Below are 24,044 nucleotides of genomic sequence, written 5' to 3' on the forward strand. Positions count from 1 at the left end.
GTTCATCGCATGTCTTTCCAAACGGTCTCAAAAGCCGTCCCCTTCACGTCAAAATAAGCATGGAGCGGTTCATACAACACATATCCGCCTTCCAGCAGTTGAAACCGGTTCGTGACCCCGTCCGCCATCGTCACATCGACAATCCGGACTTGTCGATTGTTCTGTACGTCAACCGGCAGTTCAGCGTCTGAAAGCGGCACGGTCGCACTGAGACCGGTCAACAGATCCATCCAGGCTGCGGAAGGAGCAAGCAGCTTGTTCTGCCCCGTTTCCCGCGTCTGTTCAGTCTGATAGCTGATTTGCTTGATGCCTTGATCGAGCCGGAGTTTTTGGAAATAGTCCGCGTGGAAGGTCGTTCCGTCCAGGATCCGGATCATTCGCTTCCCTTCTTCACGACCGATCGCAAGCAACCGGACCGTCGGAGCATAGCCGTCCAGTTCGTAAATCGTATAGTCCGTCAGGTTTGAGGCAAAGGAATCGTTTAACCGTGCCGTTTCATTTTCTTCCGTCCACGTGTTTTCGGACGTCCCTAGCTTCTGTCCGCGCAACTGTTGCGCTGCTGCTTCCGAGACCGTCGTTCCGGTCTCGGTATACATCATCCCTTGATAAACAAGTCCCGGTACCATCGAAGCGGTCGACTGTCCGCTCGGCGGATGCATCCAGGAAGTAATCCGGTCATACTGCATCAGACCGATCAGCAGGATGGCTGCCAACACCAGTTGCGGTACCCGGTGCTTCCGTCTGTTCCGGTGGATCCCCTGCTTCATCCGCGTATGGACGCTGTCCGGTACGGAAAGTTCTTCTAACGCTGACTCCAGTTGCTGTTTCATCCGGACTCTCCTCCTTTTAGTTGTTGCCGCTGTAATTTTTGAATTGCCCGGTACAACGTACTTTTGACGGTACTGACCGGAATGTCGAGCAGGTCGGCGATTTCCTGAAGGGAATAGTCGGCTTGATACCGTAACGTTAAAAGCGCCCGTTCCTTAACGTCGAGTCGTTCCAGTAAATCAGCCAGGTACAGTTGATTTACGACGACGTGTTCAAATGAAACAGTATGTGGTTCGCTCAAATCCGTCATCCCGTCGGTCGTCCAGACGAGCGTTTGGTGTTTCTTGAGCTGATCGAGTGCCGTGTTGATCGTGATCCGCGTCAGCCACGTTTTAAAATACGTGATTTCCTTCAGTGATTTGCGATACTTCCAAGCCCGAAAAGCGACTTCCTGCACGTTTTCGAGTGCTTCCTGTTCCTGCTTCAAATACAGAAATGACATCCGGTAGATGTAATGTTCTTCGGCATATAACGCTGCAAGGAACGTTTCATCCGTCCAACTGCCGGCACGCTTTTTTCGGAACACGGGACTTCCCTCCTTTCTTCTCTCTTCATTAGACTGAGCATACACCGTTTTAGTTTCAAAAATCTGTAAAAAAATCAGATAGGAGATCAACACATGAACTTTTATGCCTTGTATGATCTCGTGCCCTGGGATGAGCCGCTGTTAATTGGTGTCTCCCTGCTTTTGCCGGAGCATATCGCAGCTCGCGTCAATCCGCATCAGGAGCTTAAGGATGCTGGGTGAATCGAATCGATAAACAAAGAGGAAGACCGGCTCTCGATATACGAGGTCCGGTCTTCCTCTTTGTTTTTAATTGCGTCAGGAACAGGATTTTTCTGTCACTTCTGCTTCGCCTGATCTTTCTTGGCATGAAATTCTTTTAACGCCCGGTTAAAATTAACGATCAGGGCACTGATGATACCAATTCCGAGCAGAACATACCCCATCGTAAAAATCTTGCCGATCGGCGTGACGGGATGAATATCGCCATAGCCGACCGTTGTCAGCGTCATGACGGAAAAATACAGCGCATCGAGATAACTCAGCTGTTCGACGCTGTGATAAAAAAACATCCCGACCGCAAGGAGAAAAGCGCCCGATAACATGACGGCTTTTTGCTCATCTTGCCGAAACAGAATACGTAACACGTGGTACATGTTGCGCATCAAGATGAAAAACGGAATCATCCTCACTGCTCCCTTCACAGGTAAACACGACCGTCCGCTGTTTTGCTTCTCTGTTAGACAAATACCCGAAAAAAGGGAGAACGATTCTTCCGTCGTCTCCCTGCCTGCTATGGTAAAATCGTTTACATCAACTGCGCCTTATGCGCTAAGGAGGTCACCTCTTGCGGATTCAAATCATCGGTGGTTCCGGCACCGGCAAAAGTACGCTTGGCAAGTGGATTGGGCAACAAGAAGGTATCCCCTGGATTGACACGGATCATTACCTGTGGAAGGACCGCACCTTTACCGAAAAACGTTCGATTGCAGAGCGGTATGCGTTATACAGATCGGATATCGAACAACATCGGCACTACATCGTATCCGGCTCCGTGTTCTCATGGAATCCCGACGGTTTTGCCGACCGGGAATTGCTTGTTTTTTTACGTTTAAATGAAGACATGCGGATGGAACGTTTAATCCAGCGGGAACAGGCACGATATCCCGATTTCACCGGCTCCAATGAATTTCTCGATTGGTGCCGGACATATTTGACGGCGACCGATCCGGCGATGATCGGGACGCTCGCCGAACACCGCCTTCAAATGGAACAATCCGTTTCCCCCATCATTCAGATTGATGCCGCTTTACCGACGGACGTTATCTACCGACACATTAAATCCGCCTATGAAACACTTTCTGAAGCTTAATCATTGCAGCATGTCGTACACCTTTAGACCTGTCCAGACACTAAGCCCGCACCAAAGCAACACGATGCAGCCGCCGACAAACCAGTTTTTCGGTTTGTCCGCACGCACCAAGGCTTCCGCTTTGGCGGTACAGTCCTCAATGACGTCCTGCGGCAACATCTTCAGTGCCAACAGGATACCTAACGGGACTAAAATCAGGTCGTCGAGGTAACCGAGTACCGGGATGAAGTCCGGAATCAAATCAATCGGACTGAACGCATAAGCGACGACACCGGCCGTAAATAATTTCGTATACCAGGCGACCCGGTTGTCCTGATAGGCGAAATACAAGATGAACAGCTGTTTTTTTAACGTTTTAGCGGTCTCCTTTAACGTGTGCAACATGATGAGTCTCCGTTCTTCGATGTATTCATCGGAACCAGTCGGCTCCTTCTCGCTTTAAAAAGTCGATTTCCTGTTCATAATGCGTGACGTGTCCGTCATCAATCATCCGTTGAAACGCGTCATCGCCTTCCGCCGCTCTCCGGTGTATCGTTTTGATCAACGCTTCCACGCGTAGCAGCACGGTTTCATACATCTCATCCTTCAGCTCCGCTTTGCCGTAAGCAGACAAAAACAGAAGGACCCGACGCCGGATCCGTTCTTGATCGTTGACCGGATTGTAATGAGCCGGCTCACCGTCTTCTGTCATTTGATGCCTGCTTAACGGAACAAACGTGTACATCGTATAAGCGATATCCCAAATCCGTGGTCCCGGGGCAGCGACGTCGAAATCGATGATCCCGACCGGACGCTCGTTTTGGAAAATGACATTATAGACAGCGAAATCATTATGACAGATGAGTTCAAGCGGTTCCGGTGTTCCGTCGAGCGGCTGCCAATCGGTTGGTATTGGAAAATCCGCAACTGCCTCGTGATAGGAACGTAACAACCGTGCTGTTTCTTCCAAAACGCGGTCTGACTGCATATACGGCTGAAGCGGATAATTCCCGGCCTCTCCTTCGATGAAGGACAAGATTTCACGTCCCTGTGGATCGATTCCTAAATAGCGTGGGCTTCCTTCAAATCCTTTTTGCTCAAGATGTTGCAGTACCCGGTGGACCCGAAGACTCTCCGGTTTCTGTTCCCGTCTGACCGTCTCCCCGATCCGCGAGACGTCGGAGACATTCCCGCCCGTCAATGGTTCTTCCTGCTCCGATTGTTTCATGTTTTATCCTCCCCTTTTGACTGATTGAATACCGGGACAAGAATCGCCGCTCCGGCTAAACTGATGATGAGATCGCGCCACGAGAACAACTCAATATTAAAATGAAGAAGCGTTGTTATCCCGTTCGTGACAATGAATAAAAGGACATACAATGTCAGGCTGAGCGGCACCATCCGTTTCACGAACCGTGGTACACGGATCCACAGCCGCAACAATCGTTCTCCTATCTGATCCATCCCATTCACCCCAAACTCCAAATTTTCCCTGTTCCTGTTCAGCTTATCATGCCTGAATGAATCACTCAAAGTGTTCTCATGCTTAATCAACTGTTAGACTAAAAGCAGCAGAACCAGGAAATGGAGAGGATTTTCATGAAAGCGATGACGATTTCAAAATACGGACAGGTTCCGCTCGAACAAACCGAACAGCCCCGCCCGGACGTCCGCCCGCATGACGTTCTTGTCGAAATTCACGCGGCGAGCATCAATCCGGTTGATTTTAAGATTCGGGACGGTGACGTCAAGCTGTTGATCCCGTATCAGTTCCCGCTGATTCTCGGGAATGACTTCGCCGGCATCATTGTTGAAGTGGGTCATGCCGTCAAGCAGTTTCAAGTCGGTGATGCCGTCTACGGACGGGCCGAGAAAAATCGAATCGGTACCTTTGCGGAATACATCGCAATCGATGAACAGATGCTTGCCCTAAAACCGGCGTCGCTCTCCTTTGAGGAAGCAGCCTCCATCCCGCTCGTCGGCTTGACGTCCTATCAGGCATTACACGACGTCTTGCAGGCGACGCCGGGACAAAAGATCCTGATCCAGGCCGGTGCGGGCGGCGTCGGCACGTTTGCCATCCAACTAGCGAAAGCAATGGGCTTGTACGTCGCAACGACGGCGAGTCCCGCCGGACATGATTTGGTTGCGTCACTTGGCGCTGATGAAATCATCGATTACCGGACGGAAGCGTTTGACGAAGTCCTGCATGATTATGACGGTGTCTACGATACGATCGGCGGTGAGACGCTCCGGCGTTCGTTTAAAATCGTCCGTCCGGGCGGACACATCGTCTCGATTTCCGGACTGCCTAACGGCCGGTTCGGGAAATCCTACCGGTCCGGTTTTCTGAAGACCAACCTGTTCCGCCTGCTGACGCTCCGCGAAACATGGCTTGAACGGAAACACCGGGTCACGTACACGTTTTTATTCATGCGACCGAGCGGACGCCAACTGGAACACATTACAGAATGGATTGAGACCGGACAAATCAAACCGGTCATCGACCGCATCTATCCGTTTGAAGAGGCACAGGCTGCGCTCGAGTATTCCGAGTCCGGTCGGGCCAAAGGAAAAGTCGTCTTACAAATGAAATAAGCCGGTCAAACGGTCAGGAAGACGACAGCCCAGCTGGTAACTTCCTGACCGTTTTTTTTCATTGATGACTTCTTTAAATCTTTTTATCTGACCAAACTATAAATGATATAATATGTTAAATATAGGATATTAAATTCTGAATTTGGAAAGGAGTACACTGATGGACGTCAGTAGCGGTACTTCGTATAAGTATTATTTTTGGAAACGGTTTCTCCTGCTGTTCATTCCGCTGTTTTTGATTGGTGCGTTACCCAACCCGTTTATTATGGGGAATCCGTTCGCCAGTCTGGAGGATTATGGCGAGTTTGCTTTCGCCGTCTGTTTCTATTTAGTCACCTTGTCCGGTATTTCCGCTTTTTTAGTCTCGATGCGTTGGCGAATGAAACAAAACCGCCGTTGAGCCTGATTCCCCACTTTACGTTAGTTAAAGGAGACCACATACTATGTCCCGGAAGACTTTCTTTACGGCGGCGTTGACGTTGACGCTTGTCGCCACGGCAGGATGCACTGATTCGACGGTTACGAAGCAGCACCCGAACGATACGAAGGCTCAAGCTGCGCCAACCGTTGAACCGGTCGTTGCTCCGTTGTCCAACTATGGAAAATACATGCCGCTGAAGCGACAATCGGAAATGGTTACGCTTGGAAGCCATCAGAAATACAACCTGAGCCCGTTCTTTACCGGACAAACCGTCCTCATTGCGCCGGACTATCTGTATCAGCAATCGATCTACTATACGCATGTGAAACAAACGAGTGACACCGCCAGTAAAAGCTACATTTACCGGTACAGCCAAGGGTCGAACGATAATCAAGTATTGCATACGGTCAACCGGACGATCGGTATGATGACCGGGGTATCGCATTACCTGTTTTGGGTCGAATCCAACCCGACCCAGTCGGGACAAAAATGGACGATTCGTTCGATGGACTTAAAGACGGGAAACATCAATACGCTGGATCAGGGTATCAGCCGTCATGATACGGCGATTCCTTATCTCGATGCCTCCTCAAAACGGATCTCCTGGATGACGCAGGAAGCGACACCGACGCGAACGAAAACGCTCCTCAAGTCGTTTGATGTGGCGGAAGACGCCATCATCATCCATCAGCAGTATGTTTTAAAGGAAGGCAAAAAGCGGGAGGGGCAGTACCCGTTTGACTTCCGCCGGAGCGATGCCGGACTGATTTTGCATATTAAGAACGGTCATCAAACACCGACACTCGAGACGTTTGACGGCACGTTCAAACGACGGATGAACGGGCTGATTGATTTTGAGCACAGCAAAAAGTATGTCGCGGCCGGTGAAGAAGGATCAGCCCTCTTCCTGAACAAGAAGGCGCAAAAAACAGGTTACCAGTTCAAACCGGCCGATAACCGGCTGACAGTTGACGCGTTCCGCTTTTTGTCGGCTGACCGCGTCATTTTCCGGGAGAGTATGACGCGACTCTGGTACGCCGATCTTGCGCGCGGCACCGTTGCTCCTTTAAAGGATATGGCTGATACGACGTCCAAACCGATTTATGTCAACGGGAAGCTCGCATACGGGGTATCGGACGACGAACAGATTGAATTCCATGTCATCGATTTAAAAAAATGATTGGTGAAGACCGTTCCTTTCGTGCGAAAAGGACGGTCTTTGTTTTATCTGGAGGGGTCCATTTCGAGCGTTCGGTATGCTACACTTTTGGTAATAATTAGTCATGAGGAGGAAATACGATGACGAAACATCGGTTGTACACGACAGCGTTTTCGAGTGTCTATCCGCTTTACGTGACAAAAGCGGAACGCAAGGGTCGAACGAAACAGGAAGTCGATACGATCATTTGCTGGCTGACCGGTTACTCGGAGCAACAACTCGCAACGCTGGCAACAGATCAGACGACATTCGAAGCCTTTTTTGCGGAGGCGCCGGACATGCAGGAACGTCGATTGTTAATCAAAGGTGTCGTCTGTGGCGTCCGGGTCGAAAACGTCGAAGATCCGTTGATGCGGGAAATCCGCTATCTCGACAAGTTGATTGATGAACTGGCAAAAGGGAAAGCGCTTGATAAAATCCTGCGGTAGAAAACAAGGAAGACAACCAGTATGCTGATAAGGATTGCATCATGTTTCGCTATCGCGACACTGATGATGAGCGTTTTGTATGGATCACTCCGCACTAAAAAACCGGGCACCTCAGGCAGGTGTCCGGTTCTTCCGTCTAACATTAAAAGCGCTGATTTAACCAATCCAGGACATCCGAAATCATCTGATCCGATACCGTATGATTGATGGACGGATATTTAAGAAACGTCAAATCACGATTCAGTTCCGTTGATTGTTGCACGCAGTGTTCCTGCGTCTCGATCGGAATGACCGTATCGCACTGACCGTGTACGAATAACGTCGGTGCGGACGTTGCTTGCAGGACAGGATCATATGCCTGCAAACGTTGTTCTTCTTCCATTGTTAAATCAGCTCTGTTATCGCGCTGTCGAAAAAGCTGTTCCGAAAACAAAAAGGATCCGGAGCCGTTGATATTGATTACCCCGGCACTTCCCTGTTGTTTCGCAGCGATACCGCTCGCGATGAATCCCCCCATCGAAACACCGAGCCAGATGGTGTCTGCTTGTGTTACGTTCAACTGCTTCACGAGCGTAACGGACTCCTCAATGCTCTGAAAAACGATCTGCCAGAAATGTCGTTCGACGACACCGTGGTCAAAGTATGCCTCCAGCCGATCGCGACTGTCATGCAGGTGGAGTTCCGGCACGATGACCGTAAATCCTTGTTCCGAAAGCATCCGGGCGAAATCTTCATATTTTGTCACGCTTGATCCCCATCCATGGTACAAACAGATGATTTTGCGGGATACAGAGTGTTTCGACGGAAAGATTTCTATGGGGAAGTTAGGTAGTTTTATGAATTCCATCAATATCACTCTTTTCTGGATTTTATCTGAATAACAAGAAGTTCATTTGCCTTAATTAACCATTTTTGTTATGTTTGTGAATGAGAGGAGGAAGATGATGCATTTTCTTTTATTTAATTTAATCATGCTTGCCTTTTACTTTCCGAGTCTGATTCTGCACGAATACGGGCATGCGTTTGCCGCCCGGTTAGTCGGTTTGCGCTTAAAATCAATTTCAATTGGGAAAGGTGAACCGTTTCTGCGAATCGGTCATTTTTCCATCGCTCGAAAGCAATTTTGGGAAGGACTGCATCAATCTGAACCGTCAGAGATTCCGGTCAGCCGCGGACAACGAGCTATTGTATTACTCGGCGGAGTTGGTGCCAACTTGATAGGTGGTATAATTATTTTGATCCTGAGTCTGCTGTTTCCGAGTCCGACCATGCATTTTTTTGCTCAGCCTTTCATTCAAGTTTCAGTCATCTTTATCCTGCTTAACCTTCTTCCGATTCGCTTATCCAGTGGTCTTGCTAGCGACGGCCTGCAGTTGAAACAACTGTTTTTCAACAAAAATCAACGGATATCCTGACAGGAGTGGAATTCATGTTAAAACCATTGCTGTTCGCAAGTAGCCTACTGCTCGCCGGATGTGCTGCCGAGCAACCGAAAACCGTTCCATGGGGTGAAGAGACACCGGCTCAAATCGAGCGTCTGAAAGCTCATGATATTGAGTTTACGGTCAAAGACGGCCAAGTCCTGATTCCGGAAAACCAGGTCGAAGAAGCAACGAAGTGTTGTACTTAACTTAAAACATAATCATGCGGTTATTTCCTTTAAAAGTTCAGGGGGTAGCCGTTTATCATTTTCAATTTTTTCAATAAAATTCATACAATCCGTCATCGAAAAAGCGGAATGTTTCTTCTGAGATTGGTGAAAATCCATATCCTGAGTAGAAGGCATCGAGCATCTTGATATCCGTCCCAAAAGATCGTGTCGCCAAAGCTTCATCGTAGCGGCGATCACCGACCGTCATTCCGGCTAGATCAATAAACGCAACAATTGCGTTGTCTCGGACCAACAGATTATCCGTCGTGCAATCCCCGTGTATCCACGTCGCCGGAACAGGTTCCGGATGCTTGGTGGATAACGCGTGAAGCAACTCGCTTGAACCACTTGTCCATCCCTGTTTCATGTAGTGATCGGCTTGCAGCAATTGTTTATCCAGCCAATCTTGTGAAGAATGGGCAGAGCTAATCTCCTTCGTATGGAGCTGTCGGAGAAACCGTCCAAATCCTCGAATCAACTCAAGACGCTGCCGTTCGGAAGCATTCTCGAGTGTCGTTGTCAACGTCTCACCTGCTATGTAGGACATCAGTAAATAATCCTGTTGCTCGTCTTTCATATAATCAATATATGTCGGGATGGTGATATGTTGTTGTGACTTAAACGTCTGCATTACTGTCGCTTCCTGCGCCAACCACTCGCGGTAACGGGGTAAGCTTGCCTGCTTGAGGATATAGGTGCCATCTAACGTTTTCACATAGTAGACGATGGCTGTTCCCCCCTGCTCGGCAACGGGACGGATCGAATCGATCGAACCGACTTGTTGTTCGATTCGTTGCCTGATAACACTTTTCATATCAGTACTCCATCTCCTACCGTAAACGCCTTAAACGCGACAGGTGACGACAAGCGGATCCAGGTCGACGGCTTACCGTATTTCATCGAAGCATCGATAAACGTTTCCAGTGTCTCGACGGACGGCGTATACAATTTGACCATGAAGTTAAACGTTCCGGCGAGCCGGTGGCACTCGACGACATCCGGATGATCCTTGCAAAACGCGATAAACACGTCGCATCTTGTATCTTCGAACATCAAAATCGCCATGATGGTTTTTTCAAGCGCAACAGGATTGATGACGGCGCGGTACCCTTCGATGACACCGCGGTCCTCCAGTTTCTTGACTCGCTCGTTGACGGCAGGCGTCGACAGACCCACCGTTTTGCCGAGTTCCGTCCAGGACATCCGTCCGTCCTCTTGCAGTGCATGAATGATGGCATAATCAATTTCGTCCATTTTTCAACCCTCCTAATATTATGAAGACATATCTTAAAATTACCATTCATTTTCAGGTGAAGCTACTGAATTACAAGGAAAATCGTCTGTCCGGTTCTGTTCTACTTTCGTACAATGAAGACAGATCAAATATAAGTGAGGTGAACGACATGCAGGCAACAAACTGTACCCGCTGTGCGGAGACATTTGAAGAAGGTCAGGAAACGTACCACTGTTCGCACAACTGTACCTTTTGCAAAGAGTGTACCGAGACAATGAATTCGATTTGTCAAAATTGCGGAGAAACATTAGTCCGGGTAGAACAGTAATACATACAGCAAGGGAGCGGATCATTGGAATCCGCTCCCTTCGTTCGTTATTCACGTGTCGACACTTTGCGTTCTGCCAGCCGGTCCTTCGCCTGTTCCTGGTGTTTCTGGATCGTACTTTCTCCGACCGCTTTCGCCAGTCCCCGCGTCGGCAGATTGACATACATCGTCTCGTAGTTGCTGATTTCAAACGTCTCATGGAAAATCCCGACGGCGTTACTCGCCCGCGACGACTGATTAAACTTTTTCCACGCTGTCAGGTGACAGTTACCGTGCGAATAGGCAATCAGAGCGTCGGAGGAACGCCAATACTGAATCAACGTAACCGACCGCCAACCGACGAGCATCTCATGCGACAATAAACCAACCTGCTGCTCATAACATTCCTCAATCATCGGTGTCATCGCCTGGACGGTCGGCCACCATTTCCGGACCGATCGCAGACGGTTGATCCGTAAGCCGATGATGAATACGACGATGTCTTCATTTGGTGTCGCGATCACGCGTTTCATGATGAGTTTCCTCCTTCAAGTGTCTGAACAGACGCTTCACACCATTCGAGCAAAGCTTGTGTTTTCCGTTTGCCGTAATCAAGCGTCAGCAGCCAATACATGGCATCCTCCGCTTCTTTGTAGGCCAAAATCGATTGTTCAATCATCTGGTACGTCTCTAATCGTTCCCGGAGCAGAGCGGCATGCTGATTGATTTTTTGAATCGTCGTGTCCTTCGATTCATGACGGGCAAAATAGAGTTTCAGCAACAGTTCATTCCGCTGGACCGGAAGTTCGGTCGTCGGCTCCTCGACCCAGCGTCCGAGTTCCGCCTCGCCGTCCGGTGTCAGAACAAACGTCTTCCGGTCATCCCCTTCTCCGGTCTCTTCGACGATTAACCCTTCCTGCGCTAACGTCTTCAGCATCGGATAAACCTGACCGAAGCTGATCTTCCAAAAGTGATTGAGACTCGTATCAATCGTATGCTTCATTTCATAGCCTGACGTACAACCGCTTGCCAACAATCCTAAAATCGCATAGCGGGTCATGTTTTCTTTTGGCATCAGATTCTCCTATATCTTTTAGATAGTATCTTTTAGATATATATTCCCGGTCATTCGGTTACTAAACGAATATTCAGAATATTTGCGAAGAAAACATCAGCTTACATTCCTGTAAGCTTCCCTTCTTTTTTAGGGCAATGCACGTTTTTCCCTCTACACTGATAGAGTTTCATTTCCTTAAACCAGAATGGGAGTTTTGTGTGTATGTCCACTTTTATGAAATTGGGCTTATTCAGCCTTATCTTACTTATTTCCGGATGTGGTCAACCGAAGACGGAACCACTTCAACCGGTGCCGGCACCAACAGAATTAATCCGCAGTGAGACCTTTTCGACACTTGGACCAAGTACGAATTACGACTTAACAGATGTCTATCAACGTTACCCTTACCTGTCCGGTCCGAGCTATATCGATGAAGCAGCTGTGTACTTTTATGCCTCAAGCGAAAAAGACAGTTCGATTTTCCGTTACTCGCTGACGGATCGACACCTGGAAAAACTTTATTCGACGAGCCAAACCATCTATAAGCTGGTTGGTGTCGGACGACAACTGTTCTGGATCCGTTATCAGGACAACGGGAAGGACAGCAACTGGACACTCGAGGTGATGGACCTAGCAACCGGTTCGCTTCAACAACTTGATCATGGAAGAGAATCGTCTCGTTTTTATCCGGATCTCCAAGTCACGACGGCACATGTCTCTTGGATCAAGCACATCAGTCAGAAAGATCAGACCCGTTCACTCGTCCAAAAATATGATGCGGCGACCGGATACGTCACGACACAAAAAACACTGACAGTGAAGGAAGCAGCACCCCGGAGCGGCGACTACGCCCAGTACTTACGGGACGGTGATGCGGGAATTCTTCTCGATCAAACAACATACAAAGCGGACGAAAAGACGACCGCCTATACGACGCTTTCCGGAAAAGCCGTCAAAAAGACGACGATGCCGTTTGATTTCGCTTATGGACAGCATTATCTGGCGACGGGAGCGGAAGGTTATGCGGGATTTCAAGCTCACGTGTCTAACCATATCTCCTATCGTTACAAGACCCCCGAACCGTATTACCTGATTGACGGGTTTTGTTTTCTGACGCCGGATCATATCGTCTTTCGGGAAGAACACAATCAACTTCTGTATGCGGACCTGTCGAATGGAACCGTCGTCCCGTTGACGGACCAGGAAGGCGAATATTCAAAACCGGTCTTCACGAACGGTCGACTTGGTTACAGCGTCGTCCGGGATGATGGAACCGTGTCTTTCCGCATCATTCAAGTCAACAACTGAACACGAGAAAAGCCCGCTCCAGATTGGACGGGCTTTTTGCTGTCTGATCGTATTCACTGTTGTTCCGCGTAAACCTTGAACCGGTCAAGGATGGCCTGCCAACCGGCCTGTTGCATCTCCGGAGGATTTAACGACTCCGCCTCGAAGGTTTCCACGACTTCCGTTTCCTCCCCGTTCGCCGTAAACTGTACCGTTACATGCCGTCCGTCGTCGAGCGTATAGGCAAGTTTTTCATACAGAATGACTTCCTGGTAGACACCGGAGAAGTCAAACTCCATACTGCCGTCTTTGGCTGCCATGTGGCTCGAAAAACGGCCCCCCGCCTGAACATCATTCGTCGCTTCCGTCGTATGCCAATCGTCAGAAGCCGCGTTCCAGGCTTTAATGTGGTCCGTTTCCGTCCAGTACATCCAGACGTCTGCAACCGGACGTTGAATGACGGCGTTGATTTCAAGTGTTTGCGATTGCTCCATTTGAATCACTCCTTTGTCAGTAGAAAATCTGTTCTTTGTTTAACGTTCGGTTCGAATGAAACAAATCCTGCTTTTTTAAAATGGTTTATTTTGTCAACTATTCAGGTATACTAAGATTACAGTTAATAAAAGTTAACCGGTTAATAAAAGGAGTGATATAAATGAAACAACAAGCGATTTTAATTTTGGAACAGTACGAACAATTGAAAGTCATCAGCGATCCAATGCGGACGAAAATGCTGATGCATCTGATTGAACAGCCGCATACCGGCCAACAATTGGCACAAAAACTTGATGTCTCACGGGCCAAGATTCTATATCATCTGCGGGAGCTTGAAAAGTATCAGTTGATTCGGCTTGTCGAGGAAGAAGTCCGGGGCGGAAACGTCCTGAAGTATTATCAGGCAGTCGCCCGCGGATTTATTCCGGCCGACCATCTGCTCAACCTTGTCGAGACAAAACAGGCGACACGCCAGTCGTACATTGAAGTGCTCGACCGGGCGAAGACACGGGTCTTGACGGCACCCGACCGGTCGTTTACCCCGGGTTCCTCTGACGTCGAGAACTGGGAAAGCCTGTCGTTCCAACAAGAACTCCGGCTTTCACCTGAACAATTCTTGGCGTTTACGAAACGGTACCGGGAACTGTTGCAGGACATCGAACAGGATCCTTCATCCGAAGCGGACAAGAAGTTATATTACGTGATGGCGACGGCGTTTGAGATTGATGCACCGTTAGTTCAAGCGGACGAGGAGGGAGGACATGCAGGCGACTGAGCAAAAAACGCATCAACCGCTCTTGCGGAATCGTTCGTTTCGAGCACTTTGGCTCGCCAGTAACTGTTCCTTTCTCGCCCTGTCGACCTACCTGTTTGCCGAGCAATGGTATATCCTTCGCGTCTTGAAACTTGATGCTTATTTAGGTCTCGTCTTAATGCTGACGTTGTTGCCGCGGATTTTTTTAATGGTGTTTGGCGGTGTCATTGCTGATCGGTTCAACAAATCGATTATTTTACGCTATTCCAGTCTGCTGCGATTTACCTTTGTTCTGCTGTTGCTGTCCGTCTATCACTTCGAGCTGTTGACGATTGTTCCGCTTGCATTATTTGCGTTTACGTTCGGTTGCATCGATGCCTTTTTCTCCCCTGCCAGTGCGTCCCTGTTGCCCCTTCTCGTTTCAAAAGAAGATCTGACGCGGGCCAACTCAATTCTTCAAACCTCCAATCAGATGGCCTTGTTCTCCGGACCGTTGCTTGGCGGCGTACTGCTGACCTTCTCTTCGTTTCACTTCATATTTTTGACGATTGCACTGTTTCTTTTGCTCGCATCGCTCGGTACCTTTTTCATTCGCGAACATCCTGTCGACAATCCGACTCGGACCTCCGCTTGGCTTGAGCTCGTGCAAGGATTTCATTATGTGTTTGCCGACCCATACTTAAGACGGATCCTCTTCCTGCTGATTATCATCAACTTCTTCTTTTTTGGTCCTTTGCTGATGGGGATTCCCCTGTTGGTCGACCGGGTTTTATTGGGTAAAGCCCTTGATCCGAGTTATCTCCAAGGTGCGTATCAGCTTGGCATGCTGCTTGGGGCTGCCTGGATCGGCTTCACCCACTCAATCAACCAGTCGTTTCGCCTGTTGCTGTCGTTGATTGGTCTGCTTGGAGTCGGTCTTGGGTTACTCGGACAAATCGGACACGTCTGGCAAGGCGTTCTGCTGCTGCTGACAATGGGAGGCATCTCCTCCATCATCAATGTTCTGATATTGACGACGATTCAAACGACGACACGGCCACAGATGATGTGAGCCTTGTCAACGCTTCGTCAAACGGTTTGGTTCCATTGTCTTATGCGGCCTTGTCTCTTTCGCTGTCATTTGATGTCCGTCTCGAACAGATTCTCTTGTTATGCGGCTGCGGTATCGCTTTTGTGGTGTGTGCTGCCTTCGTTCGAATTCGGTGAACGCGTCAAAAAAGTCATGTCCCGTCCGTTTCAGGGGGATATGACTTTAACTTGTCGAAATGAATAAACAGGAACGAAGAATCATGAGCCATTGAAACAAAACTAATCCGTGAGGAGGATTGCCTGTATGAATATAAACATCCGTCAACTGTCAGCTCATGAGAATCCTCCGATGGAGCTTTTGCTATTAGCGGACCCGTCTCAGAAACTAGTCGAAGAATATTTGAAAAGAGGTCGTTGTTTCGTAGCTGAAATAAGGAATCAACTGATTGGGGTGCATGTGCTCCTACCCACGAGACCGCAAACGATCGAAATCGTAAATATTGCAGTAGACGAGAAGTATCAAGGCAGCGGCGTCGGAAAATATCTCTTAAAACATGCCATCCAAACCGCGCAAGCGATGGGCTACACAACCATTGAAATCGGGACAGGCAATTCAAGCATTGGCCAGTTGGCACTTTATCAAAAATGTGGATTTCGTATTGTTGGAGTCGATTTAAACTTCTTCTTGCGGCATTACGAAGAGGACATCATAGAAAACGGTATCCGGTGCACAGATATGATTCGGTTATCTCAAGACATATAAGAGTCTCTCCGTACGCCCCTAGAACAACTCGTCGTCTATCATGAATGGAAACACAGAAGGAGTAATTGGTGCAATGAAGTTTGTCCCAGAAAAACGATTCGAAGCGACAAAAAAGTGGCCCTTCTCAATAAAGAGAATAACCACCATTTTGTCTTCAGTATTAAGTCATGTCCGAGCTTAGGGCATGACTTTTGCGTTTAAATAACTGTCGTGAATTTTTTTGCCGTTTCATTCAGTTCATGCGCCGATTCGCTGACGGTCTCGAACCGTTGCAACGTCTCTTCCATGACGGAAACACTCGACGACGCATCGGCGTTTGCCCGCGTAATCCCCTGTTGAATCCGCTCCAGTTCCTTGTTCATCTGTTCCGTCGTGTTACGGACATTGACGACAGCAAGTTCAACGAGTTTCGAGAGATTACGGACTTCTGTCGCGACGACGTTAAATCCGCTGCCGTGCTCACCGGCGCGTGCTGCTTCAATCGAGGCGTTCAGCGACAGTAAGTTCGTCTGTGCGGCAATCTCTTTGATCGTTCCGGTGATCTTTGTAATCTCGGAAGACTGTTCCTGAAGATTCGCTAGTGTCCGCAAATTTTCTTTGGCATCGTCCGCCATCTTCTCAATCGTTTGTTTCAGTTGACGGTTCTCCTGTTTGCCTTGCATGGAGCGGTCATCAAGATCGGTTGCGATGCCGGCAAAGGACGTCGCATATTCTTGGATGGTTTCTTGCCGGTCCGTGATATCAGAAGCGATTTTAACGACGCCGACAACTTCGTTTGCTTCGTAAATCGGCATATAAGTTGCTTCGAGCCATATCGAATCGCCGCGGGCATCAATCCGTTCGATTTTATCAGCCGAGCTGAAACCGGCCAGTAGTTTGCTCCATAATTTTTGATACGCCTCACTGTTTACAAAATCCGCTCGGCAAAACAGGTGGTGGTGCATGCCAATCATCTCATCGCGTTTATACTTCATCGTCTTCGCAAACAAGTCGTTGACATCAACGACCCGGCGTTGTGTATCAAAACGAATCATTGCGACATTGTGGGTCAGAGCCTCCAGAATATCAGGAGAAGCGAGGGTTGGGTTTGTTAGTTGGGGTGTCGTCATGTGGTTAATCTCCTTCAGGTCATCATTTCAAATTCCATCCATTTAGTTTCGAAACTATTTTGTGGAAAAACGATTTTATCTGCCACTTATCATAACAAGTCCCATTTCCGCTTTACATCAATCTGCTCAGATTCAGAAAAACATTGACCCCTTTCTCAAAACAGGTCTTTTTTAGGAATGATAATCTCCATCTTTACAACTTAATTCCAATCGTATATTCATAGCATGAGAGAGAGCCTACAAGAATGTGATCTCAAAAAAATCCCCCTCTGACTCACAAGGAATCGAGGAGGACTTGATTATTTTAAGACAAAACCCCGCTCGTTCAAAAAAATTTCCCATTCGCTTAAGTACATGTAATCCTGCGCGCCGAGCGGATTATCGAGCTTCGTGATGAACTCGAGACTGTTGCCGTCCGGATCGTTAAATAAAAAATATGAAAAAGCATCTCCATATTATAAAAATCAACCAAATCTCAGAACATATACAACATCATATGCCTTTTTCTTATAATCATATTCCATTCTAAATTTGTACAACGTGGACCAATCTTGACTCATGACTGTATAATACAATGTTTTGTATTGTTCATAGAAGACCGGTTTTTTGTCTCCTGTTTGATAGCCTACTTTGGAATAGTCTTTATACCGAACAGCTTCGTAAGGCCCTATACCTTTGTCTTCCATTATTTTGTCCAATTGGGTAGCCGTCATTCCTGTTTTAATTTTTTTATTGTTGTATACATCGTGCGTATTTAAAATATCAAAGTCTTCCCATTTCTTTTCGACTAACTTAAGTACTTTACTATCATCCTTAGTTTTAAATCTAAGATTCATTCGATACTCTAATTTTTCCGATACAGAATCATAGCCTGGGAAGAATTTAAATGTGTAATTGTAATAACGAATTTTTTTGTTTTTGTATCGCTTGTTATGAGCTTCCATGTAGTCGTAACAAAGTAAATCTATATCCTTTTCTTCTTCACAAAGTTCTTTCTTATACTTCTTTCCGTAAATGACTTTAGCGACACTTTCCACAGAAGAATTCATTTTTAAGTCTTTGAATTTTTCATACTGAAGAATTTTTTCACTTTTAGCTTCGACAACCCCAGTTCCTAAGGACGCTAAAAAAATAAAGAATAAAATAAAGATAATTGATGTTTTTTTAATCACAAGAGCATCCCTTCCTCTTTGGATTGTATCCTATTTATGTGAATTTCAATCCTCTTTTTTTGTGGAACACATCTTTCCAAATTGACGATTTTCGCGACACAGGGTGTAATCTTTTCTCGATTTTAATGATATCAGGAAAACACTAGCCTCCGCCTAGGCTATTACACTGAGTGATAGCAGTTTCCCCCTAATGCTCTTTTTTCAGTTTTTTCAGTAAGCACTCTTGAAATGTACTTTTATTGTTACATAAAATCATTTGTTTTTCGGAGAGTTCCCTCGATCTTCTATTCCTTTTCTCACTCTTTCGGGAAGTAACGAATATAATTCCCCAATCATTTGATCGCTTTCCAAAGTCTCAGCCACAATGAAATTTATAACCTTAAACAAAGTCAGACTCACCTCTCTATCATCTTTACCTTCACTGTCTATCAATCCCGGATGGACTGCATCATTCCCAATGACTCGAAGCCCGTCCATCGCTTGTTGTAGCTTTCCTATTACTTTTCTTTCAGCGACTAATTGCTGGATCATTGTATTGATTTTTGCTTTTTCCGCCCCTAGATGAGGGAGTAGAATTTCTAATGCTAGACGCAAAAGCGCTGCCGAAGAGCGCGGAGAAAGATTTAAAACTGCTCTTGCTTCATCGTAGAGTGCTACTACTTCAGTTGGCATAAATGGATTCGGATCTTCAATTATACTTTTAAGGGGGTAAACCAACTCATGTTCATACCACAATGAAGGTTTTTTACAAGACTGACACATACAAAATGCTAAAGTATTTGTCTGTCTCAAGTAATCTCCATCTTGGAAAAACACACCTGAACCTTCTTCAACCTTGTAATATTCGTGGAGTTTACTGTAACCAAGATCATCAACAAAATTTTCTCTTTTGAATAAAACTTGATGCCAAACTTGCTGCGCATGAATTGAACAATTAGGGCAAACAAATGCTTCCTCACCATATAAATCCATAAAAGAACCTCCTAATTACGATTAGAAATCAGTAAAAAAATTTGTGAAAACGGTCGATTTCGACCGTTTTTTTCGTGCTTGGCTCTGCAGCAAGGCCATCGTTGCGAGGAATTGTCATTTCACGCAAACTTGTGGTTTTTGGGTCAGATCCAGTAAGAACCAAGAAAAAAATAAAATAAAATCGCAACTGCCACTAGCCAACCATTTTGGCGATTTGTCCAAAGAAACAGCATTAACATTCCGAATAAAGAAACGAACGAGGCAATCAAAAACCCTTTAGCTCTACCACTACCATCTTCTCGATCAAGGTAAAAAAGAAATAGGAATAGAGCGATGTCGAACAAAATAAAATAGACGATTCCTCGAAGTCGGCTATCTTCAATCCATTTCATGTGACCACCTCTTGTCCCTCATCATTATTTTTGTCTTCTTACGTAATCCTGCAGCACACCTTCAACCCATTCATACAATTTCGCGTCATTCTCGAGCGCAATATGCTTCAAACGCTTATGTAAAACTACATCAAGATCAAGCGAGACTTTCTTACGAATAATCTTTCACTCTTTTCTTTCTGTTCGTATACTCCTTTTGAAGCTGACAACACTTCGTCTGTTGATTAAACGTCGCTTTAGAAGATTTCATCGCTTCACAAAGACTGTTACTACCTACTAGCTGTGCTCCTCGACAATCCAAAGAAAGGCAATCTTCCCGTCAACCGTATAATCGAGTGGCAGTCCGAGTCCTGTATAAAACGCGATGGACCGCTGTAAGTCGCGGACGGGCAGATGTGCTTCATATAGGCCAAGAATCATCGCCGTTCACGTGCCTTGACGTGTCCGTTCAACGCCTCGATATAGCGGCTTGCCGAACGGGCGACGGCTGCGTTCGCATCCGTCACGACGATTTTATGGAATGCATCGTAGATTTGATTAAAGCGGACGTCTGTTAGGGCGGACGCCATCTCAGCGACAGTCGCCGCCGGTAACGGAATCAAGTTCGGATAACTGTACATGAAGCTGACCCACGCCCGGTCGGCAACGACCCGAATGATGTCTCCGGTCAATAAAATCCCGCGACCGTCGTTTCCTGTCGTCCATTCGAGCACGGTCGCCCTGTCAAAATGACCGCCGATCCGGTGTAACACTACATCGTCAGCCAACTCCAAACGGTCACCGGACCAAAAGACAATCCGCTCACTCGGCCGCGTCACCCATTCCTTGTCTGCTTCATGAATGTACAGCGGAATTTCAAATGTTTCCGCCCACTCGACCTGAGTCGCGTAATAGTGCGGATGCGACAAGGCCATTGCGTCGAGTTGTCCCACTTCCTCGATGACCGCCTGATCGAGATAGGTAATGCAGTCCCAAAGAATCCGTTTTGTCCCGGCGACGAGATAAGCCGTCTGTCCGATGCCGAACTTTGGTGTCGTGACGAGACTCGAAAGTCCCGGTTGTTCCTCTGTTACGGTCGTTTGATACGTACCCAGATGATGTTGATCAGGGCAAAAATCAGAGCCCCGACTACGAATCCGAGCAGGACACTGACGTCAAAGGTCCCTTTCGCTTCGTAAACAATCAGTAAACCGACGATCGCACCAATCAGAACACCTAACACACGAAGTGCAATCTTTCCGTTTGTCATCGTCATGCCTCCTTTTGTTCGTTTGTTTTTACAATGTTCTTGGTGCATCCACCATCGCGTTAGCGAGAATCATGTAAATGATTAAATTGATCGGAAGCGGAATGACAATAAAAATCAGCCGGACGGCCAGTGACGAAATACCGAAGTGTTCCGCGAGTCCGCCGCACACTCCCTGGATCGAACGATCTGTCGCTGATCTGCGTAATGATTGTGCCAATCGTCTCCCCTTCTTTCTCTGATTCCATGTTGGGTGATTAATCCATATGTTACAATAATTAGTATAACGTAACGAGGTTCAATTTTGCAGGGGACAACCCCTTTGATTCGGAATCTGACAGAAAGGACGTGAGACGTTGGATATTTTTTATTTGATTCAGGAACGGGCGTTACCGTTCTCGATTTTGGCTTTACTGATGATGGCGAGTGCCGTCGTCGTGTATGTCGTCTGGAAAAGACAGGTCAGCTTACCGTTGCCGCTGCGTATTTTTACGACTGTCGTCTGCCTGACCTGCATCATCGGTTCAGCCGGTTTGATGCTTTTCACACTGTTCGTCGGCTACAATGCCTAAAAGTACAAGTCCGTTAAACAAACAGACGTCACTTTTCCTCAAGGAGGAGAATGACGTCTGTTTTTCATTCATTGCGTGACTGCCCGCTCAAAAGCAGATTGAGTGCGGTATTCTTGATCCTGCCAAATCCAACGCTTCGCTGTTCCTTTCGCCAAGTGGTACGCGTTCTGTTCGAACTGATTCCCTGAGCTTGTCTTAAAAAAATGGGCGACAAACAAATTATCCGGACCCGTCGTAAACGTATTGCGGTCAATCCGGTTATCGCGGACATCATGTTGGACCAGCAGTTGTCCCCCTTCCAGTCCTTTCGTATCATTGCCGGTGACCTGATTTCGTGTAATCCGGACCTGCTTCGTTCCGCCGCGCTTCCTGTCGTATCCGCCGATTGAAATACCGGTGAACCGGTTTTGTTTGACCAGATTGCCGCGGACCGTGACTTGTTCCGCGTATTTTCCCGCATGTTCACTCGTCACTTCGATGCCGATATCATTCCGCTCGACGGTATTGTTTTCGATTGTCAGCTGCTTTCCACCGTCGACGTAAATTCCGGCTGCATTGTACTCTTTGCCGTAGACCGGATTGCCGTAACTTGAACTGTCGGAAACAACATTGCCGGAAATCGTTCCGTTTTGGACATAATCCTCGGTCGGTTTTGTCGCAACCCCCTCATAACCGATCAAGTCGATCCCGATGTTATCGTTGCGCCGAACGATATTGTTCGTGACGGAGAAACCGTTGATATTACCGTTCAGAACCAAAGCTTCACTGGCCCCGAGCCGATTATCTTCGACCCGGTTCCCCCGAACGGTGATCTGCTTTAAGCGACCGGTGCCGTAGATTGCAATCCCGTGAGCGTTGCCGTCTTTCGCATGGGTTTGAATTCGCCGGACCTGGTTGTCAATCAATTGAATGTTCCGTCCGGTACCCTTAACAAAAATTCCGATTGGTGTTTCGTTGGTTCGTGTCGTTTTGATATCGGCGACAATCAGTCCTTGAATCGTCACATACTGTCGATTTTCAATCCGAATGAGTGCCGTGTCTCCGTCCTTCGGTTTCAGCGTCTTACCACTTAAGACCACTTTCTCCTGTTGGTAATTCCGGAAGACGACCGGTGCCTGTTTCGTCCCGCTGTGCTTGACCATCAACGCTTCCGTGTACGTTCCTTTGCGAAGGTACACCGTCGTGCCGGCTTTCGCGAGCTGACCGGCCCGTTTCAGCGTTTTCAGCGGTTGTTTGATTGAACCGGCATTCGTATCCTTGCCGGTCGGCGCGACATACAGAACGTGTTTCGCAGCTGTCGACTCCGCCGGTTCTTGTTGCCACGTCGCCGAACAGCCAAACAGTCCGAGCGACAATAAGAGAATAAAACATTTTTTCATGTAATCCGTCCTTCCTGTGATACCTAATCAGATTGTAAATATCATCCATTCCCCTTACACTGAATATACTTACAGATGAAGGACGTGACGTGGATGTTGAAACAACTGCTTGTCTGTTCACTATCGGCACTTTTACTTGCCGGTTGCACCGCAGAAGAAACCGGTCCGAAAAAAGTCATCAAACCAACGGAACTGCCGTTGACACTTAAATTCGTTGAGTCCAAAGAACCGGAAGATGCCTTTGTAAATAGCGCGACCTATGTCATGACCGGTCAAACGGATCGCCCCCTTTACCTGACCGGAATCGAATATTTTGCGTCGGGTAAGCAGAAAATCTGGTTTTCCGAGACCATCAAACCCGGTCAATATGACGGAAAATCACTGAAACTCAGTCAACAGTCTGATCGCGCAAAAGGCTACCGGTCCTACAGATATGAGCTTGAGGATACGATGAATGAGTGGTCCGAAGAATCAAATGATTTAAAAAAATTCTTGATGACGGGTGTCGAGTTTCAGAACCAATCATTCCACGCATCTGAATATGACCTGTTGATGTTAGAAAAGTCGACCGTCCATGAGTCCATGATGGGAAGATCATTAGCTGCTATCGATTCTCCTGCAGGCATCAAACTCAAAAAAGGCGAGCATGCTTTTACGATTTCATTATCGACCAAATCCTTCGGTACACCAAGTGCACGTACACTATGAAAACAGACCTGTCTCTTTATCGAAAAGAGGCAGGTCTGTTTCGTTCAGTGCCGCTGATGCGGCAAGGGAATCGTCAATGGTTTAAAGTCCGGTCCGAGCAGGATCTTCATTAAAAAAATCAGCTGTCCGGTGTGATAGGCATAATGCGCGAGTTGCCGTTCAATCGCGTCGACGACGAGATGCGGTTCGCCGCGGATCAAGACGGTCCGTTCCAGATCGTCCGGTGTCAAGGAAACAAGCGTTGATTCGACGAGTTTCCAGCCGTCGTTCCATAGTGTCAGCAAGGTCTCTTTATCATGCCCCTGGTCGACAAACTCGGCGTCCCGGTTACGATCCGGCTTTTCCCCGTCTGTCGTCAAAAAGTCGGTCCAGCGTGACGTCATATTGTTTGTCATATGCTGGATCAACAGTGCCACGCTGTTCGTATCCGGTGCCAGTGTCTGATGGAACTGTTCCTCGTTCAGCCAACCGAGTGCCTGCTCCGCCGGTTCGCGGACGGCCCGGAACCTCGCTTGAATTGCCGTCAAATATACCTCTTCAAAAGCCATTTCATTCCCTCCCTTTGCT

Annotated in this window: 35 protein-coding genes and 3 pseudogenes; 15 read left to right on the top strand and 23 right to left on the bottom strand. The window is 47.5% G+C overall.

The annotated features are described in order from the left end of the window. Positions 1 to 2 precede the first annotated feature (2 nt). Both KNQ07_RS03125 and KNQ07_RS03130 read right to left on the bottom strand, forming a co-directional pair. On the bottom strand, positions 3 to 830 hold the full coding sequence (locus KNQ07_RS03125) for a hypothetical protein (RefSeq protein WP_214764775.1): 828 nt from the start codon (positions 828 to 830) through the stop codon (positions 3 to 5). After that, a complete protein-coding gene (locus tag KNQ07_RS03130; protein WP_214764776.1) occupies positions 827 to 1,354 on the bottom strand; it encodes an RNA polymerase sigma factor in 528 nt (175 codons plus the stop codon). Before KNQ07_RS03130 ends, KNQ07_RS03125 begins: the two co-directional genes overlap by 4 nt. A 93-nt stretch (positions 1,355 to 1,447) precedes the next feature. Here KNQ07_RS03130 and KNQ07_RS16225 point away from each other — a divergent pair, with 93 nt between their 5' ends. Continuing rightward, positions 1,448 to 1,576, top strand: a complete 129-nt coding sequence (locus KNQ07_RS16225) for a hypothetical protein (RefSeq protein ID WP_012370418.1) — start codon at positions 1,448 to 1,450, stop codon at positions 1,574 to 1,576. 95 nt (positions 1,577 to 1,671) lie between these two features. On the opposite strand, the gene KNQ07_RS03135 is transcribed toward KNQ07_RS16225, so the two are convergent. Continuing rightward, positions 1,672 to 2,019 (bottom strand): potassium channel family protein, encoded by a 348-nt coding sequence (locus tag KNQ07_RS03135; protein ID WP_012370417.1) that lies wholly within the window; start codon positions 2,017 to 2,019, stop codon positions 1,672 to 1,674. A 161-nt stretch (positions 2,020 to 2,180) separates the two neighbouring features. Between KNQ07_RS03135 and KNQ07_RS03140 the strand changes: the two genes are divergently transcribed. Then, a complete protein-coding gene (locus KNQ07_RS03140; RefSeq protein ID WP_214764777.1) occupies positions 2,181 to 2,705 on the top strand; it encodes a shikimate kinase in 525 nt (174 codons plus the stop codon). On the opposite strand, the gene KNQ07_RS03145 is transcribed toward KNQ07_RS03140, so the two are convergent. The 3 genes from KNQ07_RS03145 to KNQ07_RS03155 are packed head-to-tail and all read right to left on the bottom strand — an operon-like array spanning position 2,706 to position 4,148. Then, complete coding sequence (locus KNQ07_RS03145) at positions 2,706 to 3,089, bottom strand: YkvA family protein (RefSeq protein WP_214764778.1); 384 nt, start codon at positions 3,087 to 3,089, stop codon at positions 2,706 to 2,708. Between the two features lie 25 nt (positions 3,090 to 3,114). Beyond that, entirely contained in the window at positions 3,115 to 3,912 is a 798-nt protein-coding gene (locus KNQ07_RS03150; protein ID WP_214764779.1) for a phosphotransferase, read from the bottom strand. After that, on the bottom strand, positions 3,909 to 4,148 hold the full coding sequence (locus KNQ07_RS03155; RefSeq protein WP_234944599.1) for a hypothetical protein: 240 nt from the start codon (positions 4,146 to 4,148) through the stop codon (positions 3,909 to 3,911). The genes KNQ07_RS03150 and KNQ07_RS03155 overlap by 4 nt, the downstream gene beginning before the upstream one ends. A gap of 135 nt (positions 4,149 to 4,283) precedes the next feature. Between KNQ07_RS03155 and KNQ07_RS03160 the strand changes: the two genes are divergently transcribed. The 4 genes from KNQ07_RS03160 to KNQ07_RS03175 all read left to right on the top strand — a co-directional run bounded on the left by KNQ07_RS03160 (position 4,284) and on the right by KNQ07_RS03175 (position 7,350). Next, a complete protein-coding gene (locus tag KNQ07_RS03160; protein WP_214764780.1) occupies positions 4,284 to 5,282 on the top strand; it encodes an NADP-dependent oxidoreductase in 999 nt (332 codons plus the stop codon). 160 nt (positions 5,283 to 5,442) lie between these two features. Next, positions 5,443 to 5,682, top strand: a complete 240-nt coding sequence (locus KNQ07_RS03165) for a hypothetical protein (RefSeq protein WP_214764781.1) — start codon at positions 5,443 to 5,445, stop codon at positions 5,680 to 5,682. Positions 5,683 to 5,725: 43 nt separating this feature from the next. Beyond that, positions 5,726 to 6,883, top strand: coding sequence for a hypothetical protein (locus KNQ07_RS03170; RefSeq protein ID WP_214764782.1), 1,158 nt, complete (start codon positions 5,726 to 5,728; stop codon positions 6,881 to 6,883). Between the two features lie 119 nt (positions 6,884 to 7,002). Further along, on the top strand, positions 7,003 to 7,350 hold the full coding sequence (locus KNQ07_RS03175) for a DUF2200 domain-containing protein (protein WP_214764783.1): 348 nt from the start codon (positions 7,003 to 7,005) through the stop codon (positions 7,348 to 7,350). A gap of 142 nt (positions 7,351 to 7,492) precedes the next feature. On the opposite strand, the gene KNQ07_RS03180 is transcribed toward KNQ07_RS03175, so the two are convergent. Next, positions 7,493 to 8,197, bottom strand: a complete 705-nt coding sequence (locus tag KNQ07_RS03180; protein ID WP_251135918.1) for an alpha/beta hydrolase — start codon at positions 8,195 to 8,197, stop codon at positions 7,493 to 7,495. Between the two features lie 97 nt (positions 8,198 to 8,294). Here KNQ07_RS03180 and KNQ07_RS03185 point away from each other — a divergent pair, with 97 nt between their 5' ends. Together KNQ07_RS03185 and KNQ07_RS03190 are read left to right on the top strand one after the other, a co-directional pair. Next, positions 8,295 to 8,765, top strand: coding sequence for a site-2 protease family protein (locus tag KNQ07_RS03185; protein WP_214764785.1), 471 nt, complete (start codon positions 8,295 to 8,297; stop codon positions 8,763 to 8,765). Positions 8,766 to 8,779: 14 nt separating this feature from the next. After that, positions 8,780 to 8,980, top strand: coding sequence for a hypothetical protein (locus tag KNQ07_RS03190; protein ID WP_114595793.1), 201 nt, complete (start codon positions 8,780 to 8,782; stop codon positions 8,978 to 8,980). Positions 8,981 to 9,050: 70 nt separating this feature from the next. Here KNQ07_RS03190 and KNQ07_RS03195 read toward each other — a convergent pair whose 3' ends face one another. Both KNQ07_RS03195 and KNQ07_RS03200 read right to left on the bottom strand, forming a co-directional pair. Beyond that, complete coding sequence (locus KNQ07_RS03195) at positions 9,051 to 9,815, bottom strand: phosphotransferase (RefSeq protein WP_214764786.1); 765 nt, start codon at positions 9,813 to 9,815, stop codon at positions 9,051 to 9,053. Then, a complete protein-coding gene (locus KNQ07_RS03200; protein ID WP_214764787.1) occupies positions 9,812 to 10,255 on the bottom strand; it encodes an Lrp/AsnC family transcriptional regulator in 444 nt (147 codons plus the stop codon). Before KNQ07_RS03200 ends, KNQ07_RS03195 begins: the two co-directional genes overlap by 4 nt. A 149-nt stretch (positions 10,256 to 10,404) precedes the next feature. On the opposite strand from KNQ07_RS03200, the gene KNQ07_RS03205 reads away from it, so the two are divergent. After that, entirely contained in the window at positions 10,405 to 10,563 is a 159-nt protein-coding gene (locus KNQ07_RS03205) for a DUF1272 domain-containing protein (protein ID WP_012370403.1), read from the top strand. A gap of 47 nt (positions 10,564 to 10,610) precedes the next feature. Here KNQ07_RS03205 and KNQ07_RS03210 read toward each other — a convergent pair whose 3' ends face one another. Then, complete coding sequence (locus KNQ07_RS03210) at positions 10,611 to 11,075, bottom strand: DUF4188 domain-containing protein (RefSeq protein WP_214764788.1); 465 nt, start codon at positions 11,073 to 11,075, stop codon at positions 10,611 to 10,613. Next, the gene (locus KNQ07_RS03215; protein WP_214764789.1) at positions 11,072 to 11,617 is read right to left on the bottom strand and encodes a PadR family transcriptional regulator; all 546 of its coding nucleotides are present in this window, start codon (positions 11,615 to 11,617) and stop codon (positions 11,072 to 11,074) included. The genes KNQ07_RS03210 and KNQ07_RS03215 overlap by 4 nt, the downstream gene beginning before the upstream one ends. A gap of 204 nt (positions 11,618 to 11,821) precedes the next feature. Between KNQ07_RS03215 and KNQ07_RS03220 the strand changes: the two genes are divergently transcribed. Further along, on the top strand, positions 11,822 to 12,907 hold the full coding sequence (locus tag KNQ07_RS03220) for a hypothetical protein (protein ID WP_214764790.1): 1,086 nt from the start codon (positions 11,822 to 11,824) through the stop codon (positions 12,905 to 12,907). Positions 12,908 to 12,960: 53 nt separating this feature from the next. Here KNQ07_RS03220 and KNQ07_RS03225 read toward each other — a convergent pair whose 3' ends face one another. Next, on the bottom strand, positions 12,961 to 13,380 hold the full coding sequence (locus tag KNQ07_RS03225; protein ID WP_214764791.1) for an SRPBCC domain-containing protein: 420 nt from the start codon (positions 13,378 to 13,380) through the stop codon (positions 12,961 to 12,963). A 161-nt stretch (positions 13,381 to 13,541) separates the two neighbouring features. Between KNQ07_RS03225 and KNQ07_RS03230 the strand changes: the two genes are divergently transcribed. The 3 genes from KNQ07_RS03230 to KNQ07_RS03240 all read left to right on the top strand — a co-directional run bounded on the left by KNQ07_RS03230 (position 13,542) and on the right by KNQ07_RS03240 (position 15,927). Beyond that, complete coding sequence (locus KNQ07_RS03230) at positions 13,542 to 14,156, top strand: ArsR/SmtB family transcription factor (protein WP_214764792.1); 615 nt, start codon at positions 13,542 to 13,544, stop codon at positions 14,154 to 14,156. After that, the gene (locus tag KNQ07_RS03235; protein WP_214764793.1) at positions 14,143 to 15,186 is read left to right on the top strand and encodes an MFS transporter; all 1,044 of its coding nucleotides are present in this window, start codon (positions 14,143 to 14,145) and stop codon (positions 15,184 to 15,186) included. Before KNQ07_RS03230 ends, KNQ07_RS03235 begins: the two co-directional genes overlap by 14 nt. A gap of 288 nt (positions 15,187 to 15,474) precedes the next feature. Next, on the top strand, positions 15,475 to 15,927 hold the full coding sequence (locus KNQ07_RS03240) for a GNAT family N-acetyltransferase (protein WP_214765131.1): 453 nt from the start codon (positions 15,475 to 15,477) through the stop codon (positions 15,925 to 15,927). A gap of 197 nt (positions 15,928 to 16,124) precedes the next feature. Here KNQ07_RS03240 and KNQ07_RS03245 read toward each other — a convergent pair whose 3' ends face one another. From KNQ07_RS03245 to KNQ07_RS03280, 9 genes and pseudogenes are all read right to left on the bottom strand, one after another. Continuing rightward, positions 16,125 to 17,036: a methyl-accepting chemotaxis protein gene (locus KNQ07_RS03245; RefSeq protein ID WP_214764794.1), complete on the bottom strand. Its 912-nt coding sequence runs from the start codon at positions 17,034 to 17,036 to the stop codon at positions 16,125 to 16,127. Positions 17,037 to 17,335: 299 nt separating this feature from the next. Then, positions 17,336 to 17,464: pseudogene (locus KNQ07_RS16080) on the bottom strand (VOC family protein); the annotation flags it as partial. Between the two features lie 36 nt (positions 17,465 to 17,500). Next, on the bottom strand, positions 17,501 to 18,208 hold the full coding sequence (locus KNQ07_RS03250; protein WP_214764795.1) for a hypothetical protein: 708 nt from the start codon (positions 18,206 to 18,208) through the stop codon (positions 17,501 to 17,503). Between the two features lie 252 nt (positions 18,209 to 18,460). After that, positions 18,461 to 19,180: a DUF4145 domain-containing protein gene (locus KNQ07_RS03255; protein WP_214764796.1), complete on the bottom strand. Its 720-nt coding sequence runs from the start codon at positions 19,178 to 19,180 to the stop codon at positions 18,461 to 18,463. A gap of 143 nt (positions 19,181 to 19,323) precedes the next feature. Next, a complete protein-coding gene (locus KNQ07_RS03260; protein ID WP_214764797.1) occupies positions 19,324 to 19,572 on the bottom strand; it encodes a hypothetical protein in 249 nt (82 codons plus the stop codon). Positions 19,573 to 19,851: 279 nt separating this feature from the next. Beyond that, positions 19,852 to 19,992 (bottom strand): annotated as a pseudogene (locus tag KNQ07_RS03265) (VOC family protein); the annotation flags it as partial. Next, a pseudogene (locus KNQ07_RS03270) lies at positions 19,989 to 20,660 on the bottom strand (MBL fold metallo-hydrolase); the annotation flags it as partial. The pseudogenes KNQ07_RS03265 and KNQ07_RS03270, both read right to left, overlap by 4 nt. After that, complete coding sequence (locus KNQ07_RS03275; protein ID WP_214764799.1) at positions 20,642 to 20,821, bottom strand: hypothetical protein; 180 nt, start codon at positions 20,819 to 20,821, stop codon at positions 20,642 to 20,644. The gene KNQ07_RS03275 and the pseudogene KNQ07_RS03270, both read right to left, overlap by 19 nt. 28 nt (positions 20,822 to 20,849) lie before the next feature. Further along, on the bottom strand, positions 20,850 to 21,038 hold the full coding sequence (locus tag KNQ07_RS03280; RefSeq protein ID WP_214764800.1) for a PspC domain-containing protein: 189 nt from the start codon (positions 21,036 to 21,038) through the stop codon (positions 20,850 to 20,852). Between the two features lie 136 nt (positions 21,039 to 21,174). Between KNQ07_RS03280 and KNQ07_RS03285 the strand changes: the two genes are divergently transcribed. Beyond that, on the top strand, positions 21,175 to 21,390 hold the full coding sequence (locus KNQ07_RS03285; protein ID WP_214764801.1) for a hypothetical protein: 216 nt from the start codon (positions 21,175 to 21,177) through the stop codon (positions 21,388 to 21,390). 68 nt (positions 21,391 to 21,458) lie between these two features. On the opposite strand, the gene KNQ07_RS03290 is transcribed toward KNQ07_RS03285, so the two are convergent. Then, a complete protein-coding gene (locus KNQ07_RS03290) occupies positions 21,459 to 22,769 on the bottom strand; it encodes a right-handed parallel beta-helix repeat-containing protein (RefSeq protein WP_214764802.1) in 1,311 nt (436 codons plus the stop codon). 93 nt (positions 22,770 to 22,862) lie between these two features. On the opposite strand from KNQ07_RS03290, the gene KNQ07_RS03295 reads away from it, so the two are divergent. Next, a complete protein-coding gene (locus tag KNQ07_RS03295) occupies positions 22,863 to 23,477 on the top strand; it encodes a hypothetical protein (protein ID WP_012370391.1) in 615 nt (204 codons plus the stop codon). Positions 23,478 to 23,521: 44 nt separating this feature from the next. Here the strand turns inward: KNQ07_RS03295 and KNQ07_RS03300 are convergent, their stop codons facing one another. Then, entirely contained in the window at positions 23,522 to 24,025 is a 504-nt protein-coding gene (locus KNQ07_RS03300) for a DUF1572 family protein (RefSeq protein WP_012370390.1), read from the bottom strand. Between the last annotated feature and the right edge of the window lie 19 nt (positions 24,026 to 24,044).

The sequence above is a fragment of the Exiguobacterium sp. s145 genome (genome assembly GCF_018618835.1).
Classification (GTDB): Bacteria; Bacillota; Bacilli; order Exiguobacteriales; family Exiguobacteriaceae; genus Exiguobacterium_A; species Exiguobacterium_A artemiae.